We start from the raw sequence: 23,764 nt of genomic DNA on the forward strand, positions 1-23,764 counted from the left end.
TAGCGCCTTAGTCAAACTCAAATTTGTAGAGTAAATCAACTGCGTTATCCAGACTGTTTACTGCTTCCAAATACAGGTTACGCATTATGCGGTAGCGCAGGGTAAATTCGCCAACCGCATTAAAAATGCCATAGCCATATTTAACCTGCAGATCGCGTGACAAGTAGCCACTTACCGTTACCTGCGAATTGTCTCCGGCACCGGCAGTATCCAGCGTAAGATCGCGTACCCCAAACGCTTCACCCAACTCACCAACAACAGCTCCGGTAGAAGCGATCGACATACCAATCAGGCTGGTGGTAAGCGCTGAACCTGCGCTGCCAGAGTCGCTGCCGATATCACGGCCCATCAGCAAATACGCTAACGCATTAGCCTGCGGTTTGGCTGGCTCGGAAAAAATACTGGCAGTGGGGTTATCTGCCGGGCCGGTAACCCGAATACCGGCAATAACGTCATCTTCCATATTGGCTGGATTACGGATAGCTTCAACATTTAAAAATGGCTGGTCGGCGGGGCCGTTAAAGCTCATTTTGCCCTGGCGGATGAGTAAGTCTTGACCATAAGCCCGAAAAGTACCGTCTTGCAGGCGGACATCGCCATTAAACGTTGGCTGTTGCAGTGGCTGCTGGCGCACTCGTAAGTTACCGCTGAGACGGGTTTGTAAGCCAAAAGCCGACAATTGTACCCGTCTGCCCAGCACCACATTAACATCAGTTTGCAGCGCAAAAGCAGTTTGCCGCTCAGTTTGGATGGGCTGCAAGTTCTCGTCCAGCAATACCAGATCATCCGTTAACCCCACCGCAGTTTGCGGTAGGCTGTCGATGTTAATGCGAGCAAACGGAATTTGCACTGTGCCGCTAAGTGACGTCAGACCAGGCTTGGCCGTTAAGGTTAAATCCGGAGCTACTTGCAGTTGTGCCTGCGGAATTTGCAAGCTTAGCTCATCGCCTTTTACGTTAACAGTAGCTTGCCAGTTATCAATTTGCGGCCAGGTTGCATCTCCATTTAGGTCTATGCGGCCTCTACTGGTGTTAACCAACCCCTGCAGCGTTGCTTGTTGTCCGTTAAATGCCAGCGCTATGTTGGCATCTGTAACATCAACCGGGGCTTGTTTACCAGCCAGTTTAAAGCTATTTAACGCCAGCTTGCCATTAATGTCCGGATGGCTTAAATCACCGCTAAAGTGCAAGTCGCTGTTCAGTATGCCGGCAAGCTCACTGTTTTGCTCTAGCAGGGGTTGCAAGAAAGCCAGGCTGAACTGCTGTAACAGCAGTTTACCCTGCAGTTGACGCGAAGCGGATTGTACGTCGCTAATGCTGACTTCAGTTTGCAATGCGCTACTGTTATCAAACTGCCAATCCAGGCTGCTGTTAAGCGTGTCGTCAGCCAATACCGCGTCCAGCGCCCAGCTTTGCCAGCTCAGTGTAACAGGTTGTTCTGCCTGATAGCGCCAGTCGCCGCTGCTGCCATTGAGCTTAAGCTGTGCCTGCGGTTGTTTGCCAGATTGCCAGTTAGCACTGACATGCGCATCTACCTGGCCTTGTACGGCCATCTGCGGCGGTAAAAAATCAGCCAAAGCCGACAAGGCAAACTGTTGTAGTTTAAACTCAACGGCTAGCTGCCCGGCGCCCAGTAGCAGAGGTTCAACTACGCACAGCTCAGCCGGACTCTGTTGCCAGCAGTGCGGCTGCACTGTTAACTGCGCATTAGCAAAACGGTAATCCAGCTCCGTACTTTCAACCAATTGCCAGCGCCCGGCCACGCTGTCTAGGCTGGCAGCTAGCAAGGTGCCTTGCCAGTGTTCGTTTGCTTTCAAACTGCCGCTCAGTTCTATAGCGGCATTATGCTCAGCACCGCTCAGTTGCAGTGTCAGTTGATGCTGTAACTCGCTACCGTTAAGTGTCAGCGTAAGTTGCTCAAAACTGTGTTGCTGATACTCGCCGTTGCTGGCCTGAAGTGACACTGACGTGGTGAATTTGTGTTCACTGTTAACGCTAAGGTTGGTGTCAAGCGTTAACTGCTGTAGGCTGACGTCCTGCCACTGCAGTGCGTTAGCACTAAGCGAGCCGGTCAGCTGTGGCGCCTCGCGTTGACCGGTTATGTTAACGTCAGCGCTGACACTGCCTTGCGCGCCGTTTATGCTTTGCGCCAATGTGGGTATAGCAACTGTCATCGCCAGTTGCCACTCTTTATCCAACGAGCCGGTCAGGTGGATTTGGTTTTGTGCATGGTGCAGCGTCAGACCCGGCGTATTCAAGCGGTAATCGCCTTGGCCGCTGTTGTCGGAAGCATTTAAGCTACCGTCCAACTTAAGCTGGTAATCACGTAAGCTGCCGTTAAGCTCTAATTGTGGCAGGTCCAGCTGCCAGCCGCCTTGTGCTGTTAGCTGGCCGCTAAACAGCATGTCGCCATTGAGCTGGCCACTGTAATCCGGCCAAAATTGGCCCGGTTGGATGTTGCTTAACTTTACTTCTCCAAGCCAGCTGAGTTGCTGTTGCCAACTCAGCTCTGTCTGGCCGCTAAGCTCTCCGCCAAGGCTGTTAATAACTATGTTTTCCAGCGTTGCACCCGTCAAGGTGGTGTGGCCATTTAGCTTTACCCGGCTCGCTGGCAGTTGCTCACCACTTAACGCCATCCCGGCATTAAAATGCAATTGTTCCAGGTTGCCGTTGGCTGCCATTTGTACTTGGTTCAGTTGTATTTCTGCTTCACCGCTAAGCGGCCATTGCAGCTGTGCAGCATTTAAGTGCGCTTTAAGCGGCAGGGCACTATCTAGCAAGTTTAACCACAACGAGAATTCAGCATTTAACAGCTCACTGGCTTGGGCTTGTAGTTGCAAATCAGCCAATGAGCCATCCAGTGTCAGACGCAGTCGTTGGCCAGTCAATGGCGTATTGTGCAGCAATAGTCGAATATCCGCTTTTAACGGATAGTCGCCAACAGGTTCTAGTCTGGCTGATGCATGCAGCGAAGCCAGTGAATGCTGGATATCAAGTTGGGTTAGTGATATTTGCTGCGGCAGCATTTGCAGACTAAACGCGAGCTCACTGATGGTTTGCGATTTTGCGCCAGTTTGTTGCAAAGTGAGATCTGACAGGCGAAAACGGTCGATGAATAAGCTCAGTGGCAAGGAGATATCATGCAGTTGTGGCACCTGATAGGCAAAGGCTTCATCAGCGGCATTATTATCCGTTGCTTGCGGCAACGTCAGAGTGACCTGCTGCCAGTGAGGCTGATTAAGTTGGACTTTATTGCCCCACAGCGTGGCAGCCGTGTTGAATTGTTGCCAGCTTAACGTCGTACCAGCAACCACTACGTTGGCGTCGTTCAGTTGCAGCTGAGTAATCTCAATGGCAAATGGTAACCATAAGCGTGCAGCAGCTTGCTGCGTGTCTGGTGGTGGATTGTCGGTATCGGCAATGTCAACAGCTAATCCTTGCACTGCAAGTTGTTCTACACATAGGGTAAAGCGCAAAAAACAGCCATTGTTAATTTGCAATGTGCTTTGTTTTAACGTCAGCTTTAGCGCGTCATCCTGCCAGCGCAGACCATGCAAGGTATTACCGCCCAGCAGACTGCCTTCGCTGCGCTCTACGCTGAATCCACTGATGAAATGTTGTGCCAGCCAAAGGTTAACACTTAAGCCTGCGGAGGTGTAAAGCAGGGTAAACAATATGGCTACAAGTGCAGCACTGGGCAGCAATAATGTCCAATTTAGTAATTTAGCGCTACGTTTCAGCCAACGTTTCGCGGTGGGTTTACTCATAATTCCGGCCCCAGGGCAAAGTGCAATTGGAAACCTTTGTCAGGCCCATCCAGGCCCCAGGCAAAATCAAGTCGCACCGGACCAACGGGAGAAGCCCAGCGCACGCCAAAACCAACGCCTTGCACCCACTCGGGTTTATCATCCCAGGCGCTGCCATAATCACTAAATGCTGCCAGCCACCAATTACCTTTTACACGGTATTGGTATTCCAGTGCCGCAGTTGCCATATAGCGGCCACCGGTTAATTCATCTTCGCTGTTGCGCGGCGATACAGTTTCATAGCCATAACCACGAATACTGTTATCGCCACCGGCAAAAAAGCGCAGTGAAGGGGGTAATTGTGATAAGCCTTCCATCAAGACAGCACCGCCATCAAGGCGGGTAACTAAGCGATGATTATTACCGGCACTGCCAATCCAGCCTATACGGCTGCGCAAGCGTACAAAGCTGGCATCAGAGCCCCAGGCTTCATCTGATACCTCAACGCCCAGTAATAATCTGTTAGCCGATGAGGGCATGGAGCCACTGGATTGTTTGCTGCGGTTGAAACTTATTCCCGGCATAATCAGGCTAATGCTGGCGTTTTGGTCCGCCTGGACAAAGTCTTCATATAACCAACGTACCGATGCTGTGCGATACCAGTCGCTTTGCAGCAACCAGTGGCGCTCCAGCGCCAGATTAGATTCGCGGCTTTCTGTGTCCTGATTATCACGGTTACGAAAACCAAGCTGTACCTGGTAAAAGTCATTGGCGACACTGGCCAGTGGTACTTTGTAGGCGGCCTCGACGCTTTGCTCAATCTCTGATAGCGCCAATTTACTGCTTAGGCTATGGCCGGATCTATTAAGCCAGGGTTTATTCCAGTTTAGTTTTAATCGGGTTTTTACATCGGTTGAGTAACCGATGCCAGTTTCTATAATGTTGCGCCGTTCCGGCTGAAGCTCCACGTTGATCGGCAGCGTAAAATTCTGTATCTGCGTAGTGTTACCCTCGACTAAAATTGAAGAAAACCAGCCGGTCGTGGCTAATGCCTGATTAAGCTCGCCTAATTGACTGGTCAGATAAAAATCACCGTGATTAAACGGAATTAAAGAACGTAACCCAGGCTCAGCTATTTGGTTGCCGTTAAAACTTACCGCACCAAACTTGTAGCGCTTTCCAGAGTTAAAGTGTAGACGGACAAAAGCTTGCTTTAGCTCGGGTGCAACCTCAAGCCGTGTCAGGGTGAAATCGGCATCAAAGTAACCTTTGCGCAGTGCCAAGCTTTTTAAGGCACTTTTAAAGCCGTCATAGGCACCATGATGCAGCACCTGACCTTGCTTGGGTGCTTGCTTGCTTAGTAAGGCGGCAAAATCGGCATCTACTGTGGCATCACCGGACAAGTGTATATCGCTTTGGCTGATACGCACCGGCTCGCCTGCCTGCACCTGGATGTGCATTATTCGCGGTGTTGCTTCGTTGGCTGTTACAGTTATGTCGCTATGGTAATAACCCAAAGCTTGCAACGCAGTTTGAATTTCCTGCTGTAATGTAGTTTGAAACCGCACGCCCGGCGTGTGGTTGCCCGCCGTATATTTTTGCAGATAAATGTCGATATTATCCCGCATTGCGCCATTTACACCGCTAATTTTAAATTGATATGGTGTTTGCGCGCACACGGTATAGCTAAGACTGAGTATGGCTGCCAGCGCTGTAGAAATAAGCAAACCGCGGTTATGCATCGGCGTAAAAAAATCCCGTATTAAGAAAGTAAAAAAATTGAAAGCGGGGCTATTATGGCGCACGCAGCTTGTTAATGTACACTGCGTTGCATAAATCGAGACTGAACAGATGCAGCAATAGCGGGATAATGCCACAGCATGGTACAACTTAAGGGCTGATATCAGTTATACTGCCGGCACTAAAAAGCGGTAGCAAAACCGCCATCTGACAAGGGCAGTATTATGAAAAGTGTTGTTATCAGCGGCTCAGGCCTGTTTACGCCAGAAAACATTATAACGAATGACGAATTGGTCGCCAGCTACAACCAGTATGTTGACCAGTTTAATGGGCAACAAGCCACTGCAATCGTAGCTGGTGACGTTGTGGCGCTGGAGTATTCCAGTAGCGAGTTTATTGAAAAAGCCTCCGGCATTAAAGCTCGGCATGTGTTGTACAAAGACGGCATTTTAGACCCCAACGTGATGCATCCTGTATTTCCCCGTCGCAGTGAAGAACAACCGCCGGAAATGGTAGAGATGGCGTTGTCGGCAGCACGTGAAGCGATGGCACAGGCAAATAAAACTGCAGCGGATATCGACTTGATTATCTGTGCTGCTTCAAATATGCAGCGACCTTACCCGGCGTTATCAATTGAGCTGCAACAATTATTGGGTGTCGCCGGTTACGCTTTTGATATGAACGTGGCGTGCTCGTCCGCAACCTTTGCGATTAGCAATGCTGTAAACGCTATTCGTGGCGGCACGGCAAAAGTTGTATTGGTGGTAAACCCGGAGTTTGCCTCGCCGCAAGTCAATTACCGCAGCCGCGACAGCCATTTTATTTTTGGTGATGTTTGCACTGCCACCATCATTGAAGCCGAAGAAAGCTGTACAGCAAATAATGCATACCGCATCAACGGTATGCGCTTGAAAACGGAATTTTCTAACAATATCCGCTGTGAAGTTGGTTATACCGAACATTGTTTGCCAGCAGATCCGCTAGTGCCCTTTTTTACCCAACAAGGCCGTAAGGTGTTTAAAGAATTACTGCCGATCGTGGCAGAGGTTATTCAGGCTGAAATGGCACTGCAGCAAGTTAAACCGGAGCAGCTAAAGCGGCTGTGGCTACATCAGGCCAATATTAATATGAATATTTTTGCTGCGAAAAAGATCCTTGGCAGAGACCCTGAACCTGAAGAAGCACCTTTGGTGCTGGATACCTATGCCAATACCGCATCCGCGGGTTCAATTATTGCTTTTCACAAGAATAAAACAGGCTTGCAAGCCGGAGATCACGCTATATTGTGTTCTTTTGGTGCCGGGTATTCTGTGGGATGTTTAGTCTTGCAAAAGTGCTGAAATAACACCTCTACAGTAGTAAGGGCAGCATAAGCTGCCCTTACTATGTTATAAGCGGATAACCGAGTTATTATCATAAGACAGCGGTGAAGGCTGATAGCTGTCTGCTGCCTCGTCATTCAGCCAGGTTCCACCATTTACCAAGTAGCGGAACTGATATTCTTTATTCTTCTCCAGGTTCAGCGTGGCGGTAAAGTCGCCGGTTTTGCTTTTTTTCATTGGCAAGGCTACCGGATCCCAGTCGTTAAATTCGCCCAATAGTGCTACTTGTTCAATTTGCGCCATCCGGTGTGCCGGCAGGGTAAAAGTCACTTTACATACTGGCTTGGTTTTCAAGTATTGCTTACTGATACTCATCGTATTTCCCTCAATGTAATAATTAAACACAAATACGTCTTGGCGCTTGTCAGCTTAGAATACGTTTGTAAACGTGTTAACGAATAATGCGGTAGTTTTATGATGTAATTATGAACAGTCCGCCCTCCAAAACACCTTAGGGAATTTAGCCAGGCTGTGCAAATAATTGTTTCTCAGGTTTATATAACTAAACGATCAAAAGTGCGTGAGTCTGGGCTGAGAAATTCAGTTGTAACAAGATATTACATTGTTGTCGGCTGTTAGCATGGCGATGGAAAGAATACGATTGCATTAGCATAGCCTTAACTAGCGTGAAGGGCAGTAAATTCGGGTACTTAATGCATTAGCGCTTAGCGTTTTATTAGCCAAAGCCTGGTAGCGTTATTTGTGTGCTTATCTACACTGATACAAAGCGTAACATTCATCACGTTACTTTAAATCGGCATGGCTCTAGTATAGCGTCAGAAAAATAGCATTGTGGGTATAAACATGGCAGCAAAAGTTTTGAAAGTTCTGATTCCGGTCGGTGTAATTGTAGTCGCCGTAGTATTAGCCGGCGGTTTGATGAAAATGCGCAAACCGCCAGAAAAGAAAGAAGAGCAGCGCCCCGCAGTGCTGATCACCGCGACGCCGATACAAACGGAAGACTTGGTCTATCGCATTCAATCACAAGGCACCGTTAAGCCAAAATTAGAAACGAGTTTAAGCTCGGAGGTAAATGGCCGAATTGTTGAAGTGGCCGCTAATTTTATAGAAGGTGGCTTTTTTAACGCCGGTGATCTGCTGATCCAGGTAGAGCAGGCAGATTATCAAACTAATGTAAAAGCGGCAGAAGCCAGCTTGACTAATGCTCAAGCGGCACTTGAAGAAGAAAAAGCTCGCGGTAGAGTAGCAGAAGAGGAATGGCGCTCTTTTACTGATGGCAAAGCACCAGAGTTGGGATTGCGTCGGCCACAACTGGCCGGTGCACTGGCCAATGTGCGTTCAGCTGAAGCCGAGCTTGAACGTGCTAAACGTGATTTAGCCCGCACTGAAATTCGGGCGCCCTATGCCGGTATGGTGAAAAGCCGTAGCGTAAATCTAGGACAGTTTATCAGTCGCGGTGCCAGTGTCGGCATGATTTACGGCACTGATGTTGCCGAGGTGCGCTTGCCCATTACCGATAACGATGCGGGTTTTATCAAACTGCCAGATTTTAATAATACTGCAACTAAGCCTGATGTGGTTTTAACGGCGGTAGTAGGCGGCGAGCTGATGCAGTGGTCTGCCAAACTGGTGCGGACCGAGGGCGTGCTGGACGAACGCAGCCGGGTCATTTATGCCGTAGCGCAGGTTGAAGACCCGTACCAGCGTAATCAAAATACTGCGGCGCCGCTGCGGTTTGGCCGTTTTGTGCAAGCGCAGGTTATGGGTAATTCCACGACAGACGTGGTTGTGGTATCAAGACATCTACTGTTGGCACAGCAGCAAATTCTGGTGGTGGATAAAGATAGCCAACTGCAGTTCCGCCCAGTTGAGCTGGAGCGTACCGATGAACGTTTTGCCTACGTTAAAAGTGGTTTTGTTGCTGGTGACCGTTTAGCGACATCCGCTATTGCCAACCCGTTAGCCGGCACGGTAGTAAGAATTGCGTCAGAGCAGGAAGCCGAGCAAGTCGCAGAGCAGCAAGCAACGGCTGAAGAGCCAGTATTGACCACGCTGGTGAAGGAGTAACCTTATGGATACCAATAAGGGTCTCATTGCCTGGTTCGCCCGCAACAGCGTGGCAGCAAACTTACTGATGGCGATTATTCTGGTCGCTGGGGTGTTTTCGTTATTTACCATTAAAAAACAGATATTTCCTGAAATAGTGCTCGAGCAAGTCAATATCCGCGTGCCTTATTTAGGTGCGGCACCGCAAGAAGTTGAAAGCGGTGTCATTGATAAAATTGAAGAAAGCTTGCGTGGTGTTAATGGTATTAAGCGTATTCGCTCAACTGCAGTGGAAGGCTTAGCCACAGTACGTGCTGAAATTGCCAGTAATTATGATGTGCAAGAGGTTATGGATGAAATTAAAACTCAGGTATCAGCTATTTCATCTTTGCCAGAGCAAACGGAAAAGCCAGTCGTTTACCGGGTTCGGTTTCAAAGTAATGTGATGTGGGTGTCACTGTACGGTGACTCCAGTGAGACAACGTTAAAAGAGCTTTCAAAAGATGTACGTGACGAGCTGAAGAAGTTACCGGGCATCAGCAAAGTGGATGTGGTGGGGGCACGTGATTATGAGATTTCCATTGAGCTTTCCGAGCTCAAACTGAAAGAATATGGTCTGACTTTTGAACAAGTTGTTGCTGCTATTCGCGGCAGCTCGGTTGATTTGCCCGGTGGCTCTATTAAGTCGGACAGCGGCAATATTTTATTAAGAACAAAAGGCCAGGCCTATTTCGCGCAGGACTTTGAAGATATTGTGCTGCTTACCTTTCCTGATGGCACCCGGCTGGCATTAAAAGATATTGCCAGCATTAATGATGGTTTTATTGAGCGTGAAGATTTATCAACTTTTGACGGTAAAAATTCGGTATCAATTCGCGTTGATGCAGTAGGTGATGACAATACGCTAAAAATTGCCGAGCAAGTTAAAGCCTATGTTGAGCGCAAGCAAAAGCAGTTGCCGGCGTCAGTGTCTATCGCGCACTGGGGCGATTCTAGCTACTATCTGCAAGGCCGTCTTGATTTAATGAGTAACAACCTGGTAATGGGCGCATTTTTGGTGCTGCTGGCGCTGACGTTGTTCCTAGAGTTCCGGATTGCTTTTTGGGTTATGGTGGGCATACCAGTATGTTTTCTGGGCGCTATGGCGATGCTGCCGTTGCCGCTGTTTAACGTCTCCATCAATATGATCAGTTTATTTGGCTTTATTCTGGTGCTGGGAATAGTGGTGGATGATGCCATTATCATTGGCGAGAGTGCGTACAGCGAAATTGAAAAACGCGGCAAGTCGGCAGAAGCGGTAATTGCCGGCGCGAAAAAAGTGGCTATGCCAGCGACGTTTGGTGTATTGACGACGATAGCAGCCTTTACCCCCATGTTGATGGTAGGCGGTGCACAGGCTCCTATTTGGGGATCGATTGCCTGGGTAGTGGTGCTATGTCTGATTTTTTCGTTAGTCGAATCTAAAATGATCCTGCCGGCGCACATTGTTAACATGGACACTACGCCATGGGATCCTGCTCGTAAGGGCATGTTTTACAGTTTAGGGCGTGGTTGCAGCAATGCGTTAAAAGCGGTACGTGAGGCGGTGGCACGTGCGATGCAACGTTTTGTTACTAAGCGCTATCAACCCTTTGTCGAGCGCTGTATACAGTATCGTTATATTACTATGGCGGTATTTTTCGCCATGCTAATTGTTATGTTTGGTGTGTTGGGCGGCGGCTTAGTGCGCTGGGTGTTTTTTCCGAACATTCCCAGTGACTTTATCAACGCTAACCTGAGTATGCAGGAAGGCGCGTCAAATCAGGCTACAGTCAATGCGATGCGTGAAGCTGAGGCTGCCTTGATGCGGGCCAATGAAAAACTCAATGCTGAGCACAATGAAGATATTGTTAAGCACCGTTTAATGTTTCTGCAAAGCGATACCGGTGGCCAGTTAGTGGTTGAACTGGAGAAAAGTGAAGGCAGGGAGATTGATGGGTTTGAAATTGCTAATCGCTGGCGTGAAGAGATGCCGGAAATACCTGGTTTAAAAGCGTTTAAAATTAATGCGTCTACCGGTGGTGGTGGTGGTGCTGATATTGCGCTGCAATTACGCGGGACTAATTTAGACAACTTAAAGCTGGCAACCGAAGAATTAAAAAGTCGTTTGGCTGAGTATGCGGGTATTTATGATATTGAAGACAACCTGCTCGGTGGTAATGATGAGATAGTGTTAAATCTTACACCTGAGGCGCATTTGCTTGGCTTAACGCTGGCCGATGTAGCACGGCAGGTTCGTTATGGCTTCTACGGTGCAGAGGCACAGCGAGTGCAACGCGATGGCGAAGAAGTGAAGGTGATGGTGCGTTATCCCCGCAGTGAACGCAGCTCAATTGGTAGTCTGGAGAATATGCGTATTCGTACCGCAGATGGCGGCGAAATCCCGTTCGCCCAGGTTGCGACGTATTCGCTACAACCTAGTTTCAGTGCGATCAATAGGGTTAATGGGGAACGGGCGGTAACCATTACCGCTGCGGCCGATAAAAACTCTGTGGAGCCAGGTAAAGTCGTCAGTGACATGCAAAAAACTGTCATTCCGGAAATTACCGCTAAGTACGATGGGGTAACCGGTGAGCTTGATGGTGCCAGCCAGGATGAACTAGACGCTCAGGTCGATTTGATGAAAGCAGGTGTGTTTGCCTTGTTCTGTATCTATGCCTTAATGGCGATACCGCTTAAGTCATACAGCCAGCCTCTGATCATTATGAGCGTTATCCCGTTTGGTTTAGTCGGGGCTGTTGTAGGACACATGGTACTGGGCCTGAGCATGAGTATTATGTCTATCTTTGGTCTGGTGGCGCTGGCTGGGGTAGTGGTAAATGACTCGCTGGTAATGGTTGACTTTGTTAACCGGGCGCGCGAAGAGGGATTGTCAGTACGTGAGGCGGTATCGCAAGCCGGCGCGCAGCGTTTCCGGGCGATTTTACTAACCTCACTAACCACTTTTGTTGGTTTAGCGCCTATTGTACTGGAACGCAGCTTACAGGCCAAAATTGTGGTACCGATGGCGGTGTCACTGGCGTTTGGTATTTTGTTTGCTACCGTTATTACGCTGATTTTAATACCGGCGCTGTATGTGATACTGGAAGACGTGAAAAATCTGTTTAGAAGCAAAGAAAATAAGCGTGATACCCGACTTGGTTCAGGCCAAGCCGATACAATGTCAGTAAAATAATCGATACTGTGTCAGTGAATTAAGCTAAACATGACTTAGCGCTACGGCATAAAAAAGGCCACGCAATTGCGTGGCCTTGTTGTTTCTATTTACAGCTTAATAAGCTTGGGTATGCACATCGCGCACTGCCCGGCCGGATGGGTCGGTCATTTGTGCCATTTTCGCATCCCAGGCTAACGCCTCGGGGGTAGAGCAGGCGACAGATTTACCACCCGGTACACAGGCAATAGCGCCGGCGTGCGGGAAGTGTTCTTCAAAAATTACCCTATAGTAATAGGCTTCTTTGCTATCGGGTGTATTTACCGGGAAACGGAAGCTGGCGGTGGCCATTTGCTGATCTGACACTTCTTTTTCGGCATGCGCTTTTAGGCTGTCTATCCAGCTGTAACCTACGCCGTCAGAGAACTGCTCTTTCTGGCGCCATAAAATTTCATTCGGCAACAGGCCATCAAACGCCTGGCGCAGAATATGCTTTTCCATCTTGCCGCCACCACACATTTTTGCCTGTGGGTTTAAGCGCATGGCCACATCCATAAAATCTTTGTCTAAAAACGGTACTCGAGCTTCAATCCCCCAAGCCGACATCGCTTTGTTGGCGCGGTTGCAGTCAAACATATGCAGGCGGTCGAGTTTACGTAACGTTTCTTCATGAAACTCTTTCGCGTTAGGGGCTTTATGGAAATACAAATAGCCGCCGAACAGCTCATCAGAGCCTTCACCCGATAACACCATCTTAATGCCAGTGGCTTTAATTTTACGCGCCATCAAGTACATCGGCGTAGACGCGCGAATGGTGGTGACATCGTAAGTTTCGAGAAAGTAAATTACATCACGCAGCGCATCCAGGCCTTCTTGCACGGTAAAGTGCACTGTGTGGTGCACCGTGCCAATGGCATCGGCCACTTTTTGCGCGGCGATTAAATCCGGCGAACCGGCAAGACCGACAGCAAAAGAGTGTAAACGGGGCCACCAGGCTTCCGACTCGTCGTTGTCTTCAACCCGGCGTTTAGCAAATTGCTGGGCAATGGCCGATATTAATGATGAGTCTAAGCCGCCAGATAACAATACACCATAAGGTACGTCTGACATCAGATGGCTTTTGACACTGTGTTCCAGTGCATCTTTTAGTTCGGCTAAGCTGGCAGGGTTGTCTTGTACTGCCGCATAGCTTTGCCAGTCGCGTTTATAGTATTGGCGCAGCTCACCGATTTTGCTGTCAAAGTAATGGCCAGGCGGAAACTCTTTAATTTGCTTACACACCGGCACCAGGGCTTTTAACTCTGAGGCAACAAACAACTGGCCATGCTCGTCGTAACCATAGTACAGCGGAATAATGCCAATATGGTCACGCGCAATAAGGTAACGGTTTTGTTCTGCGTCATACAAAATAAAAGCAAACATGCCTTGCAGCTGGTCAATAAATTCAGCGCCATGCTCCAGGTATAATGGCAAAATCACTTCACAATCTGACTTAGTTTTGAATGGATAAGGCTCGCCGAGCTGTTTTTCGAGCTGCTTGTGATTGTAGATCTCACCATTCACTGCCAGAATGTGATTTCGATTATCATTAATCAGAGGCTGGGCGCCATTTTCAGTATCTACAATCGCCAGGCGCTCGTGCACTAAAATGGCATTGTCGTTATTCCACACGCCAGACCAGTCTGGCCCGCGGTGACGTAATAACTTGGATAACTGTAGCGCCTGTTGGCGCAAGGCTTTAACATCAGTTTTGATGTCAAGCACCCCGAATATCGAACACATGATAACCTCTATTAAATTAATTCGAATAAACCCACTGGTTTAAACACATTTTGTACCCAATAGATTTAAACCTATATGGGAAACTTTGGCAGTATGTACGTCTAAACGCACCCATTGAATGTGCCATGCCATGCTAAAATTGCAAGCGCTTTTTCGCGCTTTTTATAAGTAATTCACGCTGAGGGCTTTCAGCTACAGCAACAGAAAAGACAGCTTATGCAAAAATCTGAAGTAAAAATCCGCTTTACGCCACCGGCCAACTGGAACTCAGCGCTGCTGCATGATAACGCTATATTTGCTGATCTCTGCCAACAGTTCGACTTAGAGCCGTTAACACACTACCCTGATGTAGCCTGGCTTAATCAGTTAGCGCCAACCACAGCGGTAAAGTTTGTTGACAATGACGCGCTAAGTACCGATGGCAGGTACTATGAAGAATATATTTATGCAACCGCACAGGTACCCACCCGCAAAGATAACTGGCATGACTTTTTTGGTGCCTTGATCTGGTGCTTATTCCCGCAAACGAAAAGCCTGCTAAATAAGTTACATATGGCTGAGATAGCCCAATATGGTTTAAAGCAGCGCAGTAAACTGCGTAATAAGCTGACGTTATTTGATGAATGCGGTGTGGTAATTTGCCTGGAACCGGATGTTATTGAACATGCGGATCTGCTGCGCCAGCATCAGTGGCAACAAAGTTTTGTGGCAAATCGGCAAGACTGGTGGCAGGGCATTCGGCCAATGGTTTTTGGTCATGCAGTGTATGAAATGGCGACAGCGCCTTTTATTGGTTTAACCGCCAAAGCGCTATTTGTCGATGTCCCAGCGGGCTTTCGCCAATGGCCACTGCAAAAGGCTTACTCCTGCCTGGATAAATTGCTGTTGAGATTTATAACGGATGGCGCTTTGTTAAACCCGCAGCAGTTAACACCTTTGCCGTTGTTAGGGGTGCCTAAATGGTATGCGGCCAACCAGAAGCCGCAGTTTTACACTAATAACGATTACTTTCGCCCTAAGCGGCATAGCGTCACTTAACGTAGTACTAATTCCACCCGGCGATTGGCTGCTTTGCCGTCTGTGCTGCCATTATGTTGCTGTGGCGACATAGCCCCTACGCCTTCAGCTAATAACCGCTCCATGCTAATGCCTTGCTTCACCAGCGCCTGCAAAATACTGTTAGCACGTGCTTTTGATAGCTGCATATTATGGCTATGGCTACCGCTATTATCAGTATGGCCTACCACATAAAATTGCTGCCCAGGGTGTGTTTTCAGGTAGTCGGTAATTACCGCCAAAGCAGTATCCGATTCGGCTAACAAGCTGGCGCTGTCGGTGGCAAAATGCAAGCCATGCAATACCACTTTACCGCTGCGGCTTAGCTCGTTTTGCAGGTAGGCGTTATCAATGCTTACCCGATTCGTTTGCATGCTGCTTAGCTCAACAATATCGTGCGCAATATCCACATGTGTCGACCCATTACTTTTTAGCACATATATCGACAGATAAATGTCTTGTTCGTTTACCGTGTTATAGGCGGTTAACATGCGGTAGTCGTCATCTTTATCGTTGCTGTTGCTCAAGTAACTTTTAAAACGATTCCAATCTGGGCTGCCTTGCCACAATAATTTGCGTTGCTCTTCACCACAGGCTTGGTGCTCGCAGCTAAATAATATAGTAAAGCCAGCATCCTGTAGTGCCTGCTGATAATTACGAAACACCTGTAAGGTTGACTGATCTTTTCTGGCTTCGTAGTGCAACAGGCTAGACTTACCGGCCAGGGTTAAATGCGGAACCTGCTTGTTATTATCAGCAATACCGGTGGGCAAGCGCACTTCGGTATATTCGGTGTCAGTACGATGGGTAAGCTTAGCGCCGGCATAACGGGAAATAAGCGGGTGGTCTCCGCCTTTAGCGCTGTCTGGCCCAAAACTGACTGAAGCTGGACTGTTGTCTGGCTCAGTGCTTAATGCATCTGGCGAAATAGTGACCAGCCCCAGTTGCAATTGCTGTGGCTCGCTAATTATTTGGCCAATTTCAATTCTGTCGCCATAAGGTTGTCTAATAAACCATTGTAAGTAGGTAGGGTGAGTTTCAGGCCCCACTTGCGCCAGAATATAATAATGCTCGTTACTGGCTTGCGAAAAGCCAGCCATGCTAAGAAAAACGTTTCGCGTCCAATGACGGTTTTTTAATAACTCATCAGAGAACTTTTTGCCACAGTCAGAACGACACACCAAAATCAGTTTTCCTTCCAAGCGTTTTACAACATCGAGGTAATTTTCGGCAATGTGCAGCGGCGAATGCTCGCCTTCAATGAAGTAAATATGGCCGGTGTGCTTACCAATAATGGTTTTACCGTTAAATGGCATACCTTCGGTAACCTTATTTTGCGGTAGCATTATTTCGGCATAATTAGTGACGGCGTGACGATTAATAGTGGCGCCAGGGTAGGACCCTACTAGCGGGTGGTCCGAGTCGGCCAGCAGTGCAGTGCTGGTTAATAGCAGTAAAGCAGTGAACAAAAAACGCATAACTTTCCTTGTATTGATTGCCGCTGGTCACTTGTACCGGTTAATAACTATGTTTCCAGCCGTTAGCTGTAAAGGCTGCGATGATAGCAGCGAGCGTGTTGTTGGTAAATTATTGTTTCTAATATGTAATTGTTTTTGGGGGTATTGGCGTTGTATTCATCTTTTAAGATATCTTGATGCCCTTGCAAGGGATCGTTCCTTAACAGCTGCTTACAGTTTTATACGCTATAAATTGCCAGAACAAATTGCTTACTTGCGTCTACTTCTTGATAATCAATAGCTAACGTCCTTGCCATCGGCAGGCGTTTAGGGCGGGTATAATGACAACGACACCGCCATATTTTATAACAATACCTACTATTTCCGGCCGCGACAGCTTCGCTGGCGGCTTTGATGACAGGATGGTTGCATGATTGAAATTCAGGATTTAGCTAAAGCCTTTGCGCTGAGTAAAAATAACAAGTTATCTGATACCGAAAAACAGGATGTACGTTATAGCAAAGACGCCTTTCACTCCGTGCGCAATGTCAGTTTTAGTTGCGGCAGTGGTGAAGTACTTGGCCTACTTGGCCCTAATGGTGCTGGAAAGACCACCACCTTACGAATGCTGTCAACGGCACTCAAGCCTGACGCGGGTTCCGTGTTGTTAAATGGTGTAGATGTATTAAAGCAGCCGGTAAAAGCGCGGCAGCAGATTGGTTTTTTGTCAGCTGATACCGGCTTGTATGGCAAGCTAACCGCTTATGAAAACATTGCTTATTTTGGTCGTTTGCACGGCATGAGAGAAACGCAGTTAAAGCAACGCATTGACGAGCTGTTTACTTTACTGAATATGCACGACTTTGCTAACCGCCGTGCTGATAATATGTCAACCGGTATGAAGCAGAAAACGGCTATTGCCCGTGCTGTAGTGCACAGCCCCAAAGTGGTTATTTTGGACGAGCCTACTACAGGGTTGGACATTATGACGGTGCAAACGGTGCTGGACTTTATCAAAGGCTTAAAAGCCGCCGGTACGCCGGTAATTTTCTCCACCCACCATCTGGATGAAGTTGCCTCGTTGTGTGACAGGGTAGTGGTTATTGATAAAGGCATTAGTGCATTTTCCGGCGACATTCACCAGTTTAAAGCATTGTCCAATAATGCTGATCTGCGTGAGGCATTTTTGTCGGTACTAAAAGGTCAGGTCATTACACAACAGCAAGGAGCAGCGTAAATGTGGCAGGTATATTTTAAAGAACTCACTGAACTGATGCGGGATAAGAAAACGCTGATTTTTGTTATCCTGCTGCCAATATTTATCTTCCCAGTCATTTTTGGTGTGATGGGTTTAGTGTTATCCAGTACAACCAACAAAGCCATGCAAGAAGAGCATCGCTATGTTCTGGTTAATGCCGAACTGGCGCCACAGTTTGCCGATGCGCTGTTTTACCACAAGAACTTTAAACAAATAGCCAGCGACAAAAGCACTGAAGCGGAGTTGGTTGCCGCTATTCGCAATGATGAAATCGATGTGGCTATCATCATTCCGGCAGATTTCGCTGACAAACGCTCCTCAGCAGAGCAAGCGCAATGGCAGATTATTTATAACCAGTCATCACAATTCGATTTTATGTACCGTTATTTCTCGGAATTGCTGACCAGTTTTAACGAGCAGTTACAACGCGAGACCTTAACTAAACTGAATGTCGACCAGGCGAAGTTGGCCGCTATTATTAAACCGGTTGATGTGAAAAAAGTAGATACGGCAGATAAACGGGAGAACATAGGTGAAAAGTTCGGTGCTGTGATTGCCTACATTTTGATCCCGCTTTGTTTACTCGGTGCTTCTTATCCGGCCATTGATATGGGCGCCGGTGAAAAAGAACGTGGCACTCTGGAAACGTTACTGATATGCCCTATCAGTCGGGTTAGCATAGTGCTGGGTAAGTTTTTAACAGTGTTAACCACTGGGCTGGTCGGTGCTTTGATAACCGTTGGCAGTTTTGGCATCTGGGGCGCTATTATCGGCTCTTTCGCTGGTATGGCGGTAGTGCAAGAGGCGATGTCAGCTATTGCTATTACAGAGCTGGTGCTTATATTCTCACTGTTATTGCCAATTTCGGCGGTATTTGCTGCTTTATTACTGGCTATCTCTATTTATGCCCGTACCTTTAAAGAAGCGCAAAATTACATTAGCCCACTGACAATAATGATTTTTTTGCCGCTGGTGGCGGCAATGATGCCAGGTGTCGAGTTAAACAGTAAAACTGCGTTAGTGCCAATTATGAACGTGGCACTGGCCATTAAAGAGCTGATTAAAGGCACGGCAGATTATATGATGCTGGCACTGATTTTTGGCTCTACGCTGTTGCTGGCTGCGGTAGCCATTGGCTTTTGTGTGCACTGGTTCCAGCAGGAGAAAGTGTTGTTCCGCTAGGCCCTTTAAATATTAATGTAAGCCAACAACGCCAGCACTTCGCTGGCGTTGTTATTAATAACGATTCAAGTTTACAAATACTATTGATAATAGTTCTTAATAATATTAAACTGCAGGCGTACTGATATTCGGAGTGCTGCTATGTACGTGTGTTTATGTAAAGCTGTTACTGATAAAACCATTAAGCAAAAAGTGGCTGAAGGGGTATCGAGCATGCGTGAGCTGAAAATGTGTACCGGTGTCGGTAGTCAATGCGGTAAATGTACCTGCCAGGCGCAGCAAATTTTGCATAACGAACTGGTACAGCTGTCAGGCAACAACCACGATTTAGCCCAACCAGCCGCTTAGCCTGCATTTATATGCTTATTTTTAGCATTTAAATTCTTCATCTATTCTTTTTCCTCTGCACACTGGTCATAATAACGCTCTTGAATTAGGCTAAGCACAGGCTTGGTATAACAGAGCGGTTATAGGCGTAATTATGGATAAAATAAAACAGGTTGCCATTGTCGGTGGTGTGCATGGTAATGAATTTTCGGGTATTTATTTAATAAAGCAGTATCAGGCTAAACCAGATTTAGCCAGTCGCGCCAGCTTTAATACTGAACTGGTTTGGGCCAACCCAGAAGCGCATTATGCCAATAAGCGATATTTACACGCTGATTTAAACCGCCAGTTTAAAAATGTCGACTTAGCCAACCCGTTACTCGCCAACTACGAACAAAGCCGGGCCAAAGTATTAAATGCCCAGTTGGGGCCTAAGGGCAACGCCAAAACCGATCTGTTGATCGATTTACATAACACCACTAGCAATATGGGCGCTTGCTTAATTTTAACGCAAGCTGGGCCGTTTTATAATCAGCTGGCGGCTTATGTCAAAATGGTGATGCCGGAAGCCATCATCTCACGGGATGAAGATCATTTCGCCGCAGAAGACCATGCATTAATGTGTACGTTGGGCCGCTATGGCGTGTTGGTCGAAGTAGGGCCACAGCCGCAATCAGTGCTGCGTCAGGATGTGCTGGAATTGATGGACCGCATGACACGGCATATTCTGGATTTTGTTGAGTTATACAATACTGGCAAGCTGCCAACCTTACCCAAACAAACTGAAGCCTTTCGCTATTTACACAGTATTAAACTGCCGGTAAATGACAAAGGCGAGCGCTTGGGTATGGTACATAAAAACGTGCAAGACAGAGATTATCAGCCGATTAATCCGGGCGATCCAATTTTTACCCTGTTTGACGGTACAGAAGTTTGTTATGACGGTGAGGTTACCGTGTATCCGACATTTATTAACGAAGCGGCCTACTATGACAATAATTTGGCTATGTCGTTAAATGAAAAAGTGATTATTACGCTTGATTAATGTGGTCATGACAAAAGGTAGCGGTCGCTATCCTGGTTTGTTTTTGGCAACAACTGTGTTATTAAGCTGTTATATAAATAAAATTTGATTAAGTCTTGGTACAGTATGACATTTAAACTGACACGTAGGCTTATGTTTAGTAAGGCTATGCTTCTAATTGCTTTTTTTTGCGCTGGGCTGGGTGCGCAAACACCGGCGTCGCTGTTATTTTTAACAGAGCATAGCCCACCAGGTCAGTACCTGGATGCACAGGGACAGGTCGCTGGTGTTACTGTTGAACTTATTCGTCATTTACAACAGCAATTACAAGAGCCCGGTGAGTTTCGTTTGTTGCCCTGGGGTAGGGCGCTAAGTATGGCCAGAACAGGTGAAAGTACCGCTTTATTTGAGACTGTACGCACGCCGGAGCGGGAAAACTGGTTTAAGTGGGTAGGGCCTTTGCTGCATTATCAAATTTCATTATATGGTTTGCGCCAGCGTTTGGGCATTGCTGCCAGTGAATTGAAATTGCCCGGAAAGCTTATTGCTTGCAGTTATCGCAATGCCGTTACGGCAAAAGATATTATGCAGTTTGGCTTTGAAGAGGGACGCAACTTGGTACTAACCAGCAGAAGTGGCGAATGTCTTGATATGTTGATTGCCGGTAGAATTGACGTTATGGCTATCACCGAATATAGCCTGCCTGGTTTTGCTTTAGAGGTAAAACAAGCTGGGTATGAATTGACTCGGGTACAATATTTAACTGAACGCAAGCGCTACCTGGCATTCTCAAAGGATGTGGCCGATGAGCGTATCACCCGCTGGCAGCAGGCTCTAGAGCAGAGCTACCGCGATGGCACTATGCGTAGCTTATATCAGCCGGTGTATGCTGAAGCGATAATTCTGCGGCTGGAAGATTCTGCCCGTCAAACGCCATAAATCGTCTGACGGGAGCAAATGGCATTACAGCGTATCGTAACTGGCCTTTTTCTGTATTAACTCAATTGCATAATTATCAGGATCTCGTACAAAAGCAATTTCGGTGCTACCACCTTTTACCGGCCCCGGCTCGCGGCTAATTACACCGCCTTTGGCGCGGATTTTGTCGCAGGCGTCATATACGTTTTCAACTTCAAGCGCAATGTGGCCATAGGCGTTGCCTAAATCATAGCTGTCAGTGCCCCAGTTATAAGTTAGCTCTAACACGGTATGTTCGCGTTCATCACCATAACCGACAAACGCCAGCGTATATTTATACTCGGTGTTTTCAGACTGACGTAACAGTTTCATACCCAACACTTCGGTATAAAACGTAATAGATTTCTCCAGATTACCCACGCGTAGCATGGTATGTAGCATTCGCATACAAACTCCTATTCGGTTTTGTCTCTAAACTTACCTAAATTTAAAACATATAATTGCCATAACGTGTTGTTCTGGCAATACAGCGATAACGGCCATGCACAGTGATGCGCCACGTCGCCAATAGCTGAAACATAACATGTACAAATCCGGCTAACCTCATTATGCTGAAATATATATTGATAATAAAAGGATTTATTCGTGGCTGGAGCTAATCTTCTCGCCCTCATTGATGACATTGCTACTTTGCTTGACGATGTCGCCGTGCTGTCTAAAGTGGCAGTTAAGAAAACCGCAGGTGTGCTGGGCGACGATCTGGCGTTAAACGCTAATCAGGTGACTGGTGTTAAACCTGAGCGGGAAATTCCCGTGGTGTGGGCGGTGGCAAAAGGTTCTTTTCTCAACAAACTTATTTTAGTTCCAGCAGCATTGCTGATAAGTGCCTTTTTACCGGTACTCATCACCGTATTGCTGATTCTGGGCGGCTTATACCTATGTTACGAGGGCGCAGAAAAAGTTATACACCGGTTTTTCCTGCATCAGTCGCCGGTGGCGCGTGAAACGCGGCTTAAGGCGTTAGCAGATGAGAATGTCGACATTGTTGCGCTGGAAAAGGCAAAAATAAAAGGCGCAATTCGTACCGACTTTATTCTGTCTGCCGAGATTGTGGTTATTGCACTTGGCAGCGTGACACAGGCTGATTTTATTACTCAGGTAGGCGTGCTCAGTGCTGTTTGTATTGCTATCACTATTGGCGTTTACGGTTTGGTGGCGGCAATAGTGAAAATGGATGACGCGGGTTTATACATGCTTAGAAAAGCCGTTAGTGGCAATTGGAATAACCTGCAGCGGATGCTGGGGCGCGGATTGCTGATAGCAGCGCCACTACTGATGAAGGCGCTGGGCATTATAGGTACTGTGGCGATGTTTCTGGTCGGTGGCGGTATCCTTAGCCATAACATTACCGTGCTTCATCATTTATCATTAGCTGTGCTGCAAGCCGCCCCGGCACTCAGCTGGTTTACATCGTTGTTATTTGACGGTTTCACAGGATTTATCGCCGGTGTTATTGTCCTGGGCAGTTGGAGCCTGATTGGTCGCTGGCGAAAAAGCTAGCAGCCACGCTGGCTTATAAGCAGCTTATATTCTTCTACTTTATTCGCCTTGAGCGACTAACAGACGCGCCCGTTCTATTTCAGCGTGGTATTGATCATAGGCAAACACCAAAGGCGGTATCGAGTACAAAAACCTTGTTATTACCGAGTAATAGGTAAATAAAGGGGGGCTTCGTAGTGGCTGCACTTGCTTTGCCTGAGTAAATAGGTTGTATCTGAAAACTGATAAACTTCTATAGACGGATCACTATTACCTTCACAATTTGGTGAACCGTGAATCCAAATGTGTTTTGAAAGTTCAGCCATTCGCTTATCAAAATCGCTCTCTTTTGCCAATGCAGTGTCCGAAAAAAATAAAGCAATTGCAAGCAGTACGAGTATTAGCTTCAACGAGTATTAGCTTCATTTAGCAAAATCGCTTGTTTCAAAGTGCAAAACTTCCATCGACTGACACTGCTTTATTTTAGAATACAATGTGCCAATGTCAGGCACTGGTTCGGACTGATTCACGAAGTTAGTAGCATGGCATTGATAACCAAACACTATTGCGTCAAACGATGGCGCAGCTTGAATAAGATAAATAAGCAATTGCTTGTTATCTGGTGCTATGTCCAAAACATGCCACTTTATTTCATTTGGTTTTTCAGCGGCACGCAGAGTGGCTAGTGGACGCTTGTATATTTGACGGACAAATTTGAAGTTTTTGTCCTTCAGCCATTTCTCACCACCTCGCTCAAAGTGACCAAGGTAAAACTGAGTCTCTATCTCAAAAGATTGACCCTCGATAAGTGTGTTTAAGTCAAACGTTGCTGGCAGCAGCGTTACCATGTTTTCCACATAGCGCGCGTGTGTCGTCTTGTTTGTTTGCGTTAAGCGTTCCACCAATTGCTGCTGGTGTGTACTTTTCACTTCATAGACAAGTTGATAATCATGAGGCGCTTGATATAGAGGTAAGTGACTGGCAAAGAGACGTTTGCCATCAGTAACCAACACCATGCCGTGAAAACCTACTCGTGTATGCTTTTCATGTGGGTCATGTTTGTTGGGGGAAGTCTGCGCATTTAAAGTCATGCTTGTCGATATCAACAATGTGAATAGAATGCGCGGTATTTGTTTCATAGTTGATGCAATTGA

General features: G+C 47.2%; 17 protein-coding genes. 10 read left to right on the plus strand and 7 right to left on the minus strand.

What is annotated here, in order from left to right:
- Positions 1-7 precede the first annotated feature (7 nt).
- Both tamB and tamA read right to left on the minus strand, forming a co-directional pair.
- Positions 8-3,766 (minus strand): autotransporter assembly complex protein TamB, encoded by a 3,759-nt coding sequence (tamB, locus tag I4W93_RS03155; RefSeq protein WP_205309884.1) that lies wholly within the window; start codon positions 3,764-3,766, stop codon positions 8-10.
- Positions 3,763-5,487 carry an autotransporter assembly complex protein TamA gene (tamA, locus tag I4W93_RS03160; protein ID WP_205309883.1) on the minus strand — a complete coding sequence of 575 codons (1,725 nt, stop codon included), beginning with the start codon at positions 5,485-5,487 and terminating at the stop codon, positions 3,763-3,765. Before tamA ends, tamB begins: the two co-directional genes overlap by 4 nt.
- Before the next feature lie 222 nt (positions 5,488-5,709).
- Here tamA and I4W93_RS03165 point away from each other — a divergent pair, with 222 nt between their 5' ends.
- On the plus strand, positions 5,710-6,825 hold the full coding sequence (locus tag I4W93_RS03165) for a beta-ketoacyl-ACP synthase III (protein WP_205309882.1): 1,116 nt from the start codon (positions 5,710-5,712) through the stop codon (positions 6,823-6,825).
- 48 nt (positions 6,826-6,873) lie between these two features.
- Here the strand turns inward: I4W93_RS03165 and I4W93_RS03170 are convergent, their stop codons facing one another.
- Positions 6,874-7,182 (minus strand): isoamylase early set domain-containing protein, encoded by a 309-nt coding sequence (locus I4W93_RS03170; RefSeq protein WP_205309881.1) that lies wholly within the window; start codon positions 7,180-7,182, stop codon positions 6,874-6,876.
- 504 nt (positions 7,183-7,686) lie between these two features.
- Here I4W93_RS03170 and I4W93_RS03175 point away from each other — a divergent pair.
- Together I4W93_RS03175 and I4W93_RS03180 are read left to right on the plus strand one after the other, a co-directional pair.
- Entirely contained in the window at positions 7,687-8,895 is a 1,209-nt protein-coding gene (locus I4W93_RS03175) for an efflux RND transporter periplasmic adaptor subunit (protein ID WP_224673234.1), read from the plus strand.
- A 4-nt stretch (positions 8,896-8,899) separates the two neighbouring features.
- Positions 8,900-12,088: an efflux RND transporter permease subunit gene (locus tag I4W93_RS03180; RefSeq protein ID WP_205309879.1), complete on the plus strand. Its 3,189-nt coding sequence runs from the start codon at positions 8,900-8,902 to the stop codon at positions 12,086-12,088.
- 96 nt (positions 12,089-12,184) lie between these two features.
- Here I4W93_RS03180 and asnB read toward each other — a convergent pair whose 3' ends face one another.
- Entirely contained in the window at positions 12,185-13,849 is a 1,665-nt protein-coding gene (asnB, locus tag I4W93_RS03185) for an asparagine synthase B (protein WP_205309878.1), read from the minus strand.
- 216 nt (positions 13,850-14,065) lie between these two features.
- Between asnB and I4W93_RS03190 the strand changes: the two genes are divergently transcribed.
- Positions 14,066-14,887 carry a DUF3025 domain-containing protein gene (locus I4W93_RS03190; RefSeq protein ID WP_205309877.1) on the plus strand — a complete coding sequence of 274 codons (822 nt, stop codon included), beginning with the start codon at positions 14,066-14,068 and terminating at the stop codon, positions 14,885-14,887.
- Here I4W93_RS03190 and I4W93_RS03195 read toward each other — a convergent pair.
- A complete protein-coding gene (locus tag I4W93_RS03195) occupies positions 14,884-16,383 on the minus strand; it encodes an OmpA family protein (protein WP_205309876.1) in 1,500 nt (499 codons plus the stop codon). The genes I4W93_RS03190 and I4W93_RS03195 overlap by 4 nt on opposite strands.
- Before the next feature lie 409 nt (positions 16,384-16,792).
- On the opposite strand from I4W93_RS03195, the gene I4W93_RS03200 reads away from it, so the two are divergent.
- From I4W93_RS03200 to I4W93_RS03220, 5 genes are all read left to right on the plus strand, one after another.
- Positions 16,793-17,599 carry an ABC transporter ATP-binding protein gene (locus I4W93_RS03200; protein ID WP_205309875.1) on the plus strand — a complete coding sequence of 269 codons (807 nt, stop codon included), beginning with the start codon at positions 16,793-16,795 and terminating at the stop codon, positions 17,597-17,599.
- The gene (locus I4W93_RS03205) at positions 17,600-18,802 is read left to right on the plus strand and encodes an ABC transporter permease (RefSeq protein WP_205309874.1); all 1,203 of its coding nucleotides are present in this window, start codon (positions 17,600-17,602) and stop codon (positions 18,800-18,802) included.
- Positions 18,803-18,943: 141 nt separating this feature from the next.
- Entirely contained in the window at positions 18,944-19,150 is a 207-nt protein-coding gene (locus I4W93_RS03210; protein ID WP_205309873.1) for a bacterioferritin-associated ferredoxin, read from the plus strand.
- A 133-nt stretch (positions 19,151-19,283) separates the two neighbouring features.
- Entirely contained in the window at positions 19,284-20,174 is an 891-nt protein-coding gene (locus I4W93_RS03215; protein WP_205309872.1) for an aspartoacylase, read from the plus strand.
- A 147-nt stretch (positions 20,175-20,321) separates the two neighbouring features.
- Positions 20,322-21,092, plus strand: coding sequence for a substrate-binding periplasmic protein (locus I4W93_RS03220; RefSeq protein ID WP_224673236.1), 771 nt, complete (start codon positions 20,322-20,324; stop codon positions 21,090-21,092).
- A gap of 24 nt (positions 21,093-21,116) precedes the next feature.
- Here I4W93_RS03220 and gloA read toward each other — a convergent pair whose 3' ends face one another.
- Positions 21,117-21,518, minus strand: coding sequence for a lactoylglutathione lyase (gene gloA, locus I4W93_RS03225; protein WP_205309870.1), 402 nt, complete (start codon positions 21,516-21,518; stop codon positions 21,117-21,119).
- Between the two features lie 198 nt (positions 21,519-21,716).
- Here gloA and I4W93_RS03230 point away from each other — a divergent pair, with 198 nt between their 5' ends.
- The gene (locus I4W93_RS03230) at positions 21,717-22,631 is read left to right on the plus strand and encodes a DUF808 domain-containing protein (RefSeq protein ID WP_205309869.1); all 915 of its coding nucleotides are present in this window, start codon (positions 21,717-21,719) and stop codon (positions 22,629-22,631) included.
- A 401-nt stretch (positions 22,632-23,032) separates the two neighbouring features.
- Here I4W93_RS03230 and I4W93_RS03235 read toward each other — a convergent pair whose 3' ends face one another.
- Positions 23,033-23,749, minus strand: a complete 717-nt coding sequence (locus I4W93_RS03235; protein WP_205309868.1) for a hypothetical protein — start codon at positions 23,747-23,749, stop codon at positions 23,033-23,035.
- Between the last annotated feature and the right edge of the window lie 15 nt (positions 23,750-23,764).

It is taken from the genome of Rheinheimera maricola, from assembly GCF_016918075.2.
GTDB classification, from domain to species: Bacteria; Pseudomonadota; Gammaproteobacteria; order Enterobacterales; family Alteromonadaceae; genus Alishewanella; species Alishewanella maricola_A.

What these genes read in the sequence shown, in the direction of transcription:
- tamB (WP_205309884.1), bottom strand. Translation starts at nt 3,766, where the DNA reads ATGAGTAAACCCACCGCGAAACGTTGGCTGAAACGTAGCGCTAAATTA.
- tamA (WP_205309883.1), bottom strand. Translation starts at nt 5,487, where the DNA reads ATGCATAACCGCGGTTTGCTTATTTCTACAGCGCTGGCAGCCATACTC.
- I4W93_RS03165 (WP_205309882.1), top strand. Translation starts at nt 5,710, where the DNA reads ATGAAAAGTGTTGTTATCAGCGGCTCAGGCCTGTTTACGCCAGAAAAC.
- I4W93_RS03170 (WP_205309881.1), bottom strand. Translation starts at nt 7,182, where the DNA reads ATGAGTATCAGTAAGCAATACTTGAAAACCAAGCCAGTATGTAAAGTG.
- I4W93_RS03180 (WP_205309879.1), top strand. Translation starts at nt 8,900, where the DNA reads ATGGATACCAATAAGGGTCTCATTGCCTGGTTCGCCCGCAACAGCGTG.
- asnB (WP_205309878.1), bottom strand. Translation starts at nt 13,849, where the DNA reads ATGTGTTCGATATTCGGGGTGCTTGACATCAAAACTGATGTTAAAGCC.
- I4W93_RS03190 (WP_205309877.1), top strand. Translation starts at nt 14,066, where the DNA reads ATGCAAAAATCTGAAGTAAAAATCCGCTTTACGCCACCGGCCAACTGG.
- I4W93_RS03195 (WP_205309876.1), bottom strand. Translation starts at nt 16,383, where the DNA reads ATGCGTTTTTTGTTCACTGCTTTACTGCTATTAACCAGCACTGCACTG.
- I4W93_RS03200 (WP_205309875.1), top strand. Translation starts at nt 16,793, where the DNA reads ATGATTGAAATTCAGGATTTAGCTAAAGCCTTTGCGCTGAGTAAAAAT.
- I4W93_RS03205 (WP_205309874.1), top strand. Translation starts at nt 17,600, where the DNA reads ATGTGGCAGGTATATTTTAAAGAACTCACTGAACTGATGCGGGATAAG.
- I4W93_RS03210 (WP_205309873.1), top strand. Translation starts at nt 18,944, where the DNA reads ATGTACGTGTGTTTATGTAAAGCTGTTACTGATAAAACCATTAAGCAA.
- I4W93_RS03215 (WP_205309872.1), top strand. Translation starts at nt 19,284, where the DNA reads ATGGATAAAATAAAACAGGTTGCCATTGTCGGTGGTGTGCATGGTAAT.
- I4W93_RS03220 (WP_224673236.1), top strand. Translation starts at nt 20,322, where the DNA reads ATGCTTCTAATTGCTTTTTTTTGCGCTGGGCTGGGTGCGCAAACACCG.
- gloA (WP_205309870.1), bottom strand. Translation starts at nt 21,518, where the DNA reads ATGCGAATGCTACATACCATGCTACGCGTGGGTAATCTGGAGAAATCT.
- I4W93_RS03235 (WP_205309868.1), bottom strand. Translation starts at nt 23,749, where the DNA reads ATGAAACAAATACCGCGCATTCTATTCACATTGTTGATATCGACAAGC.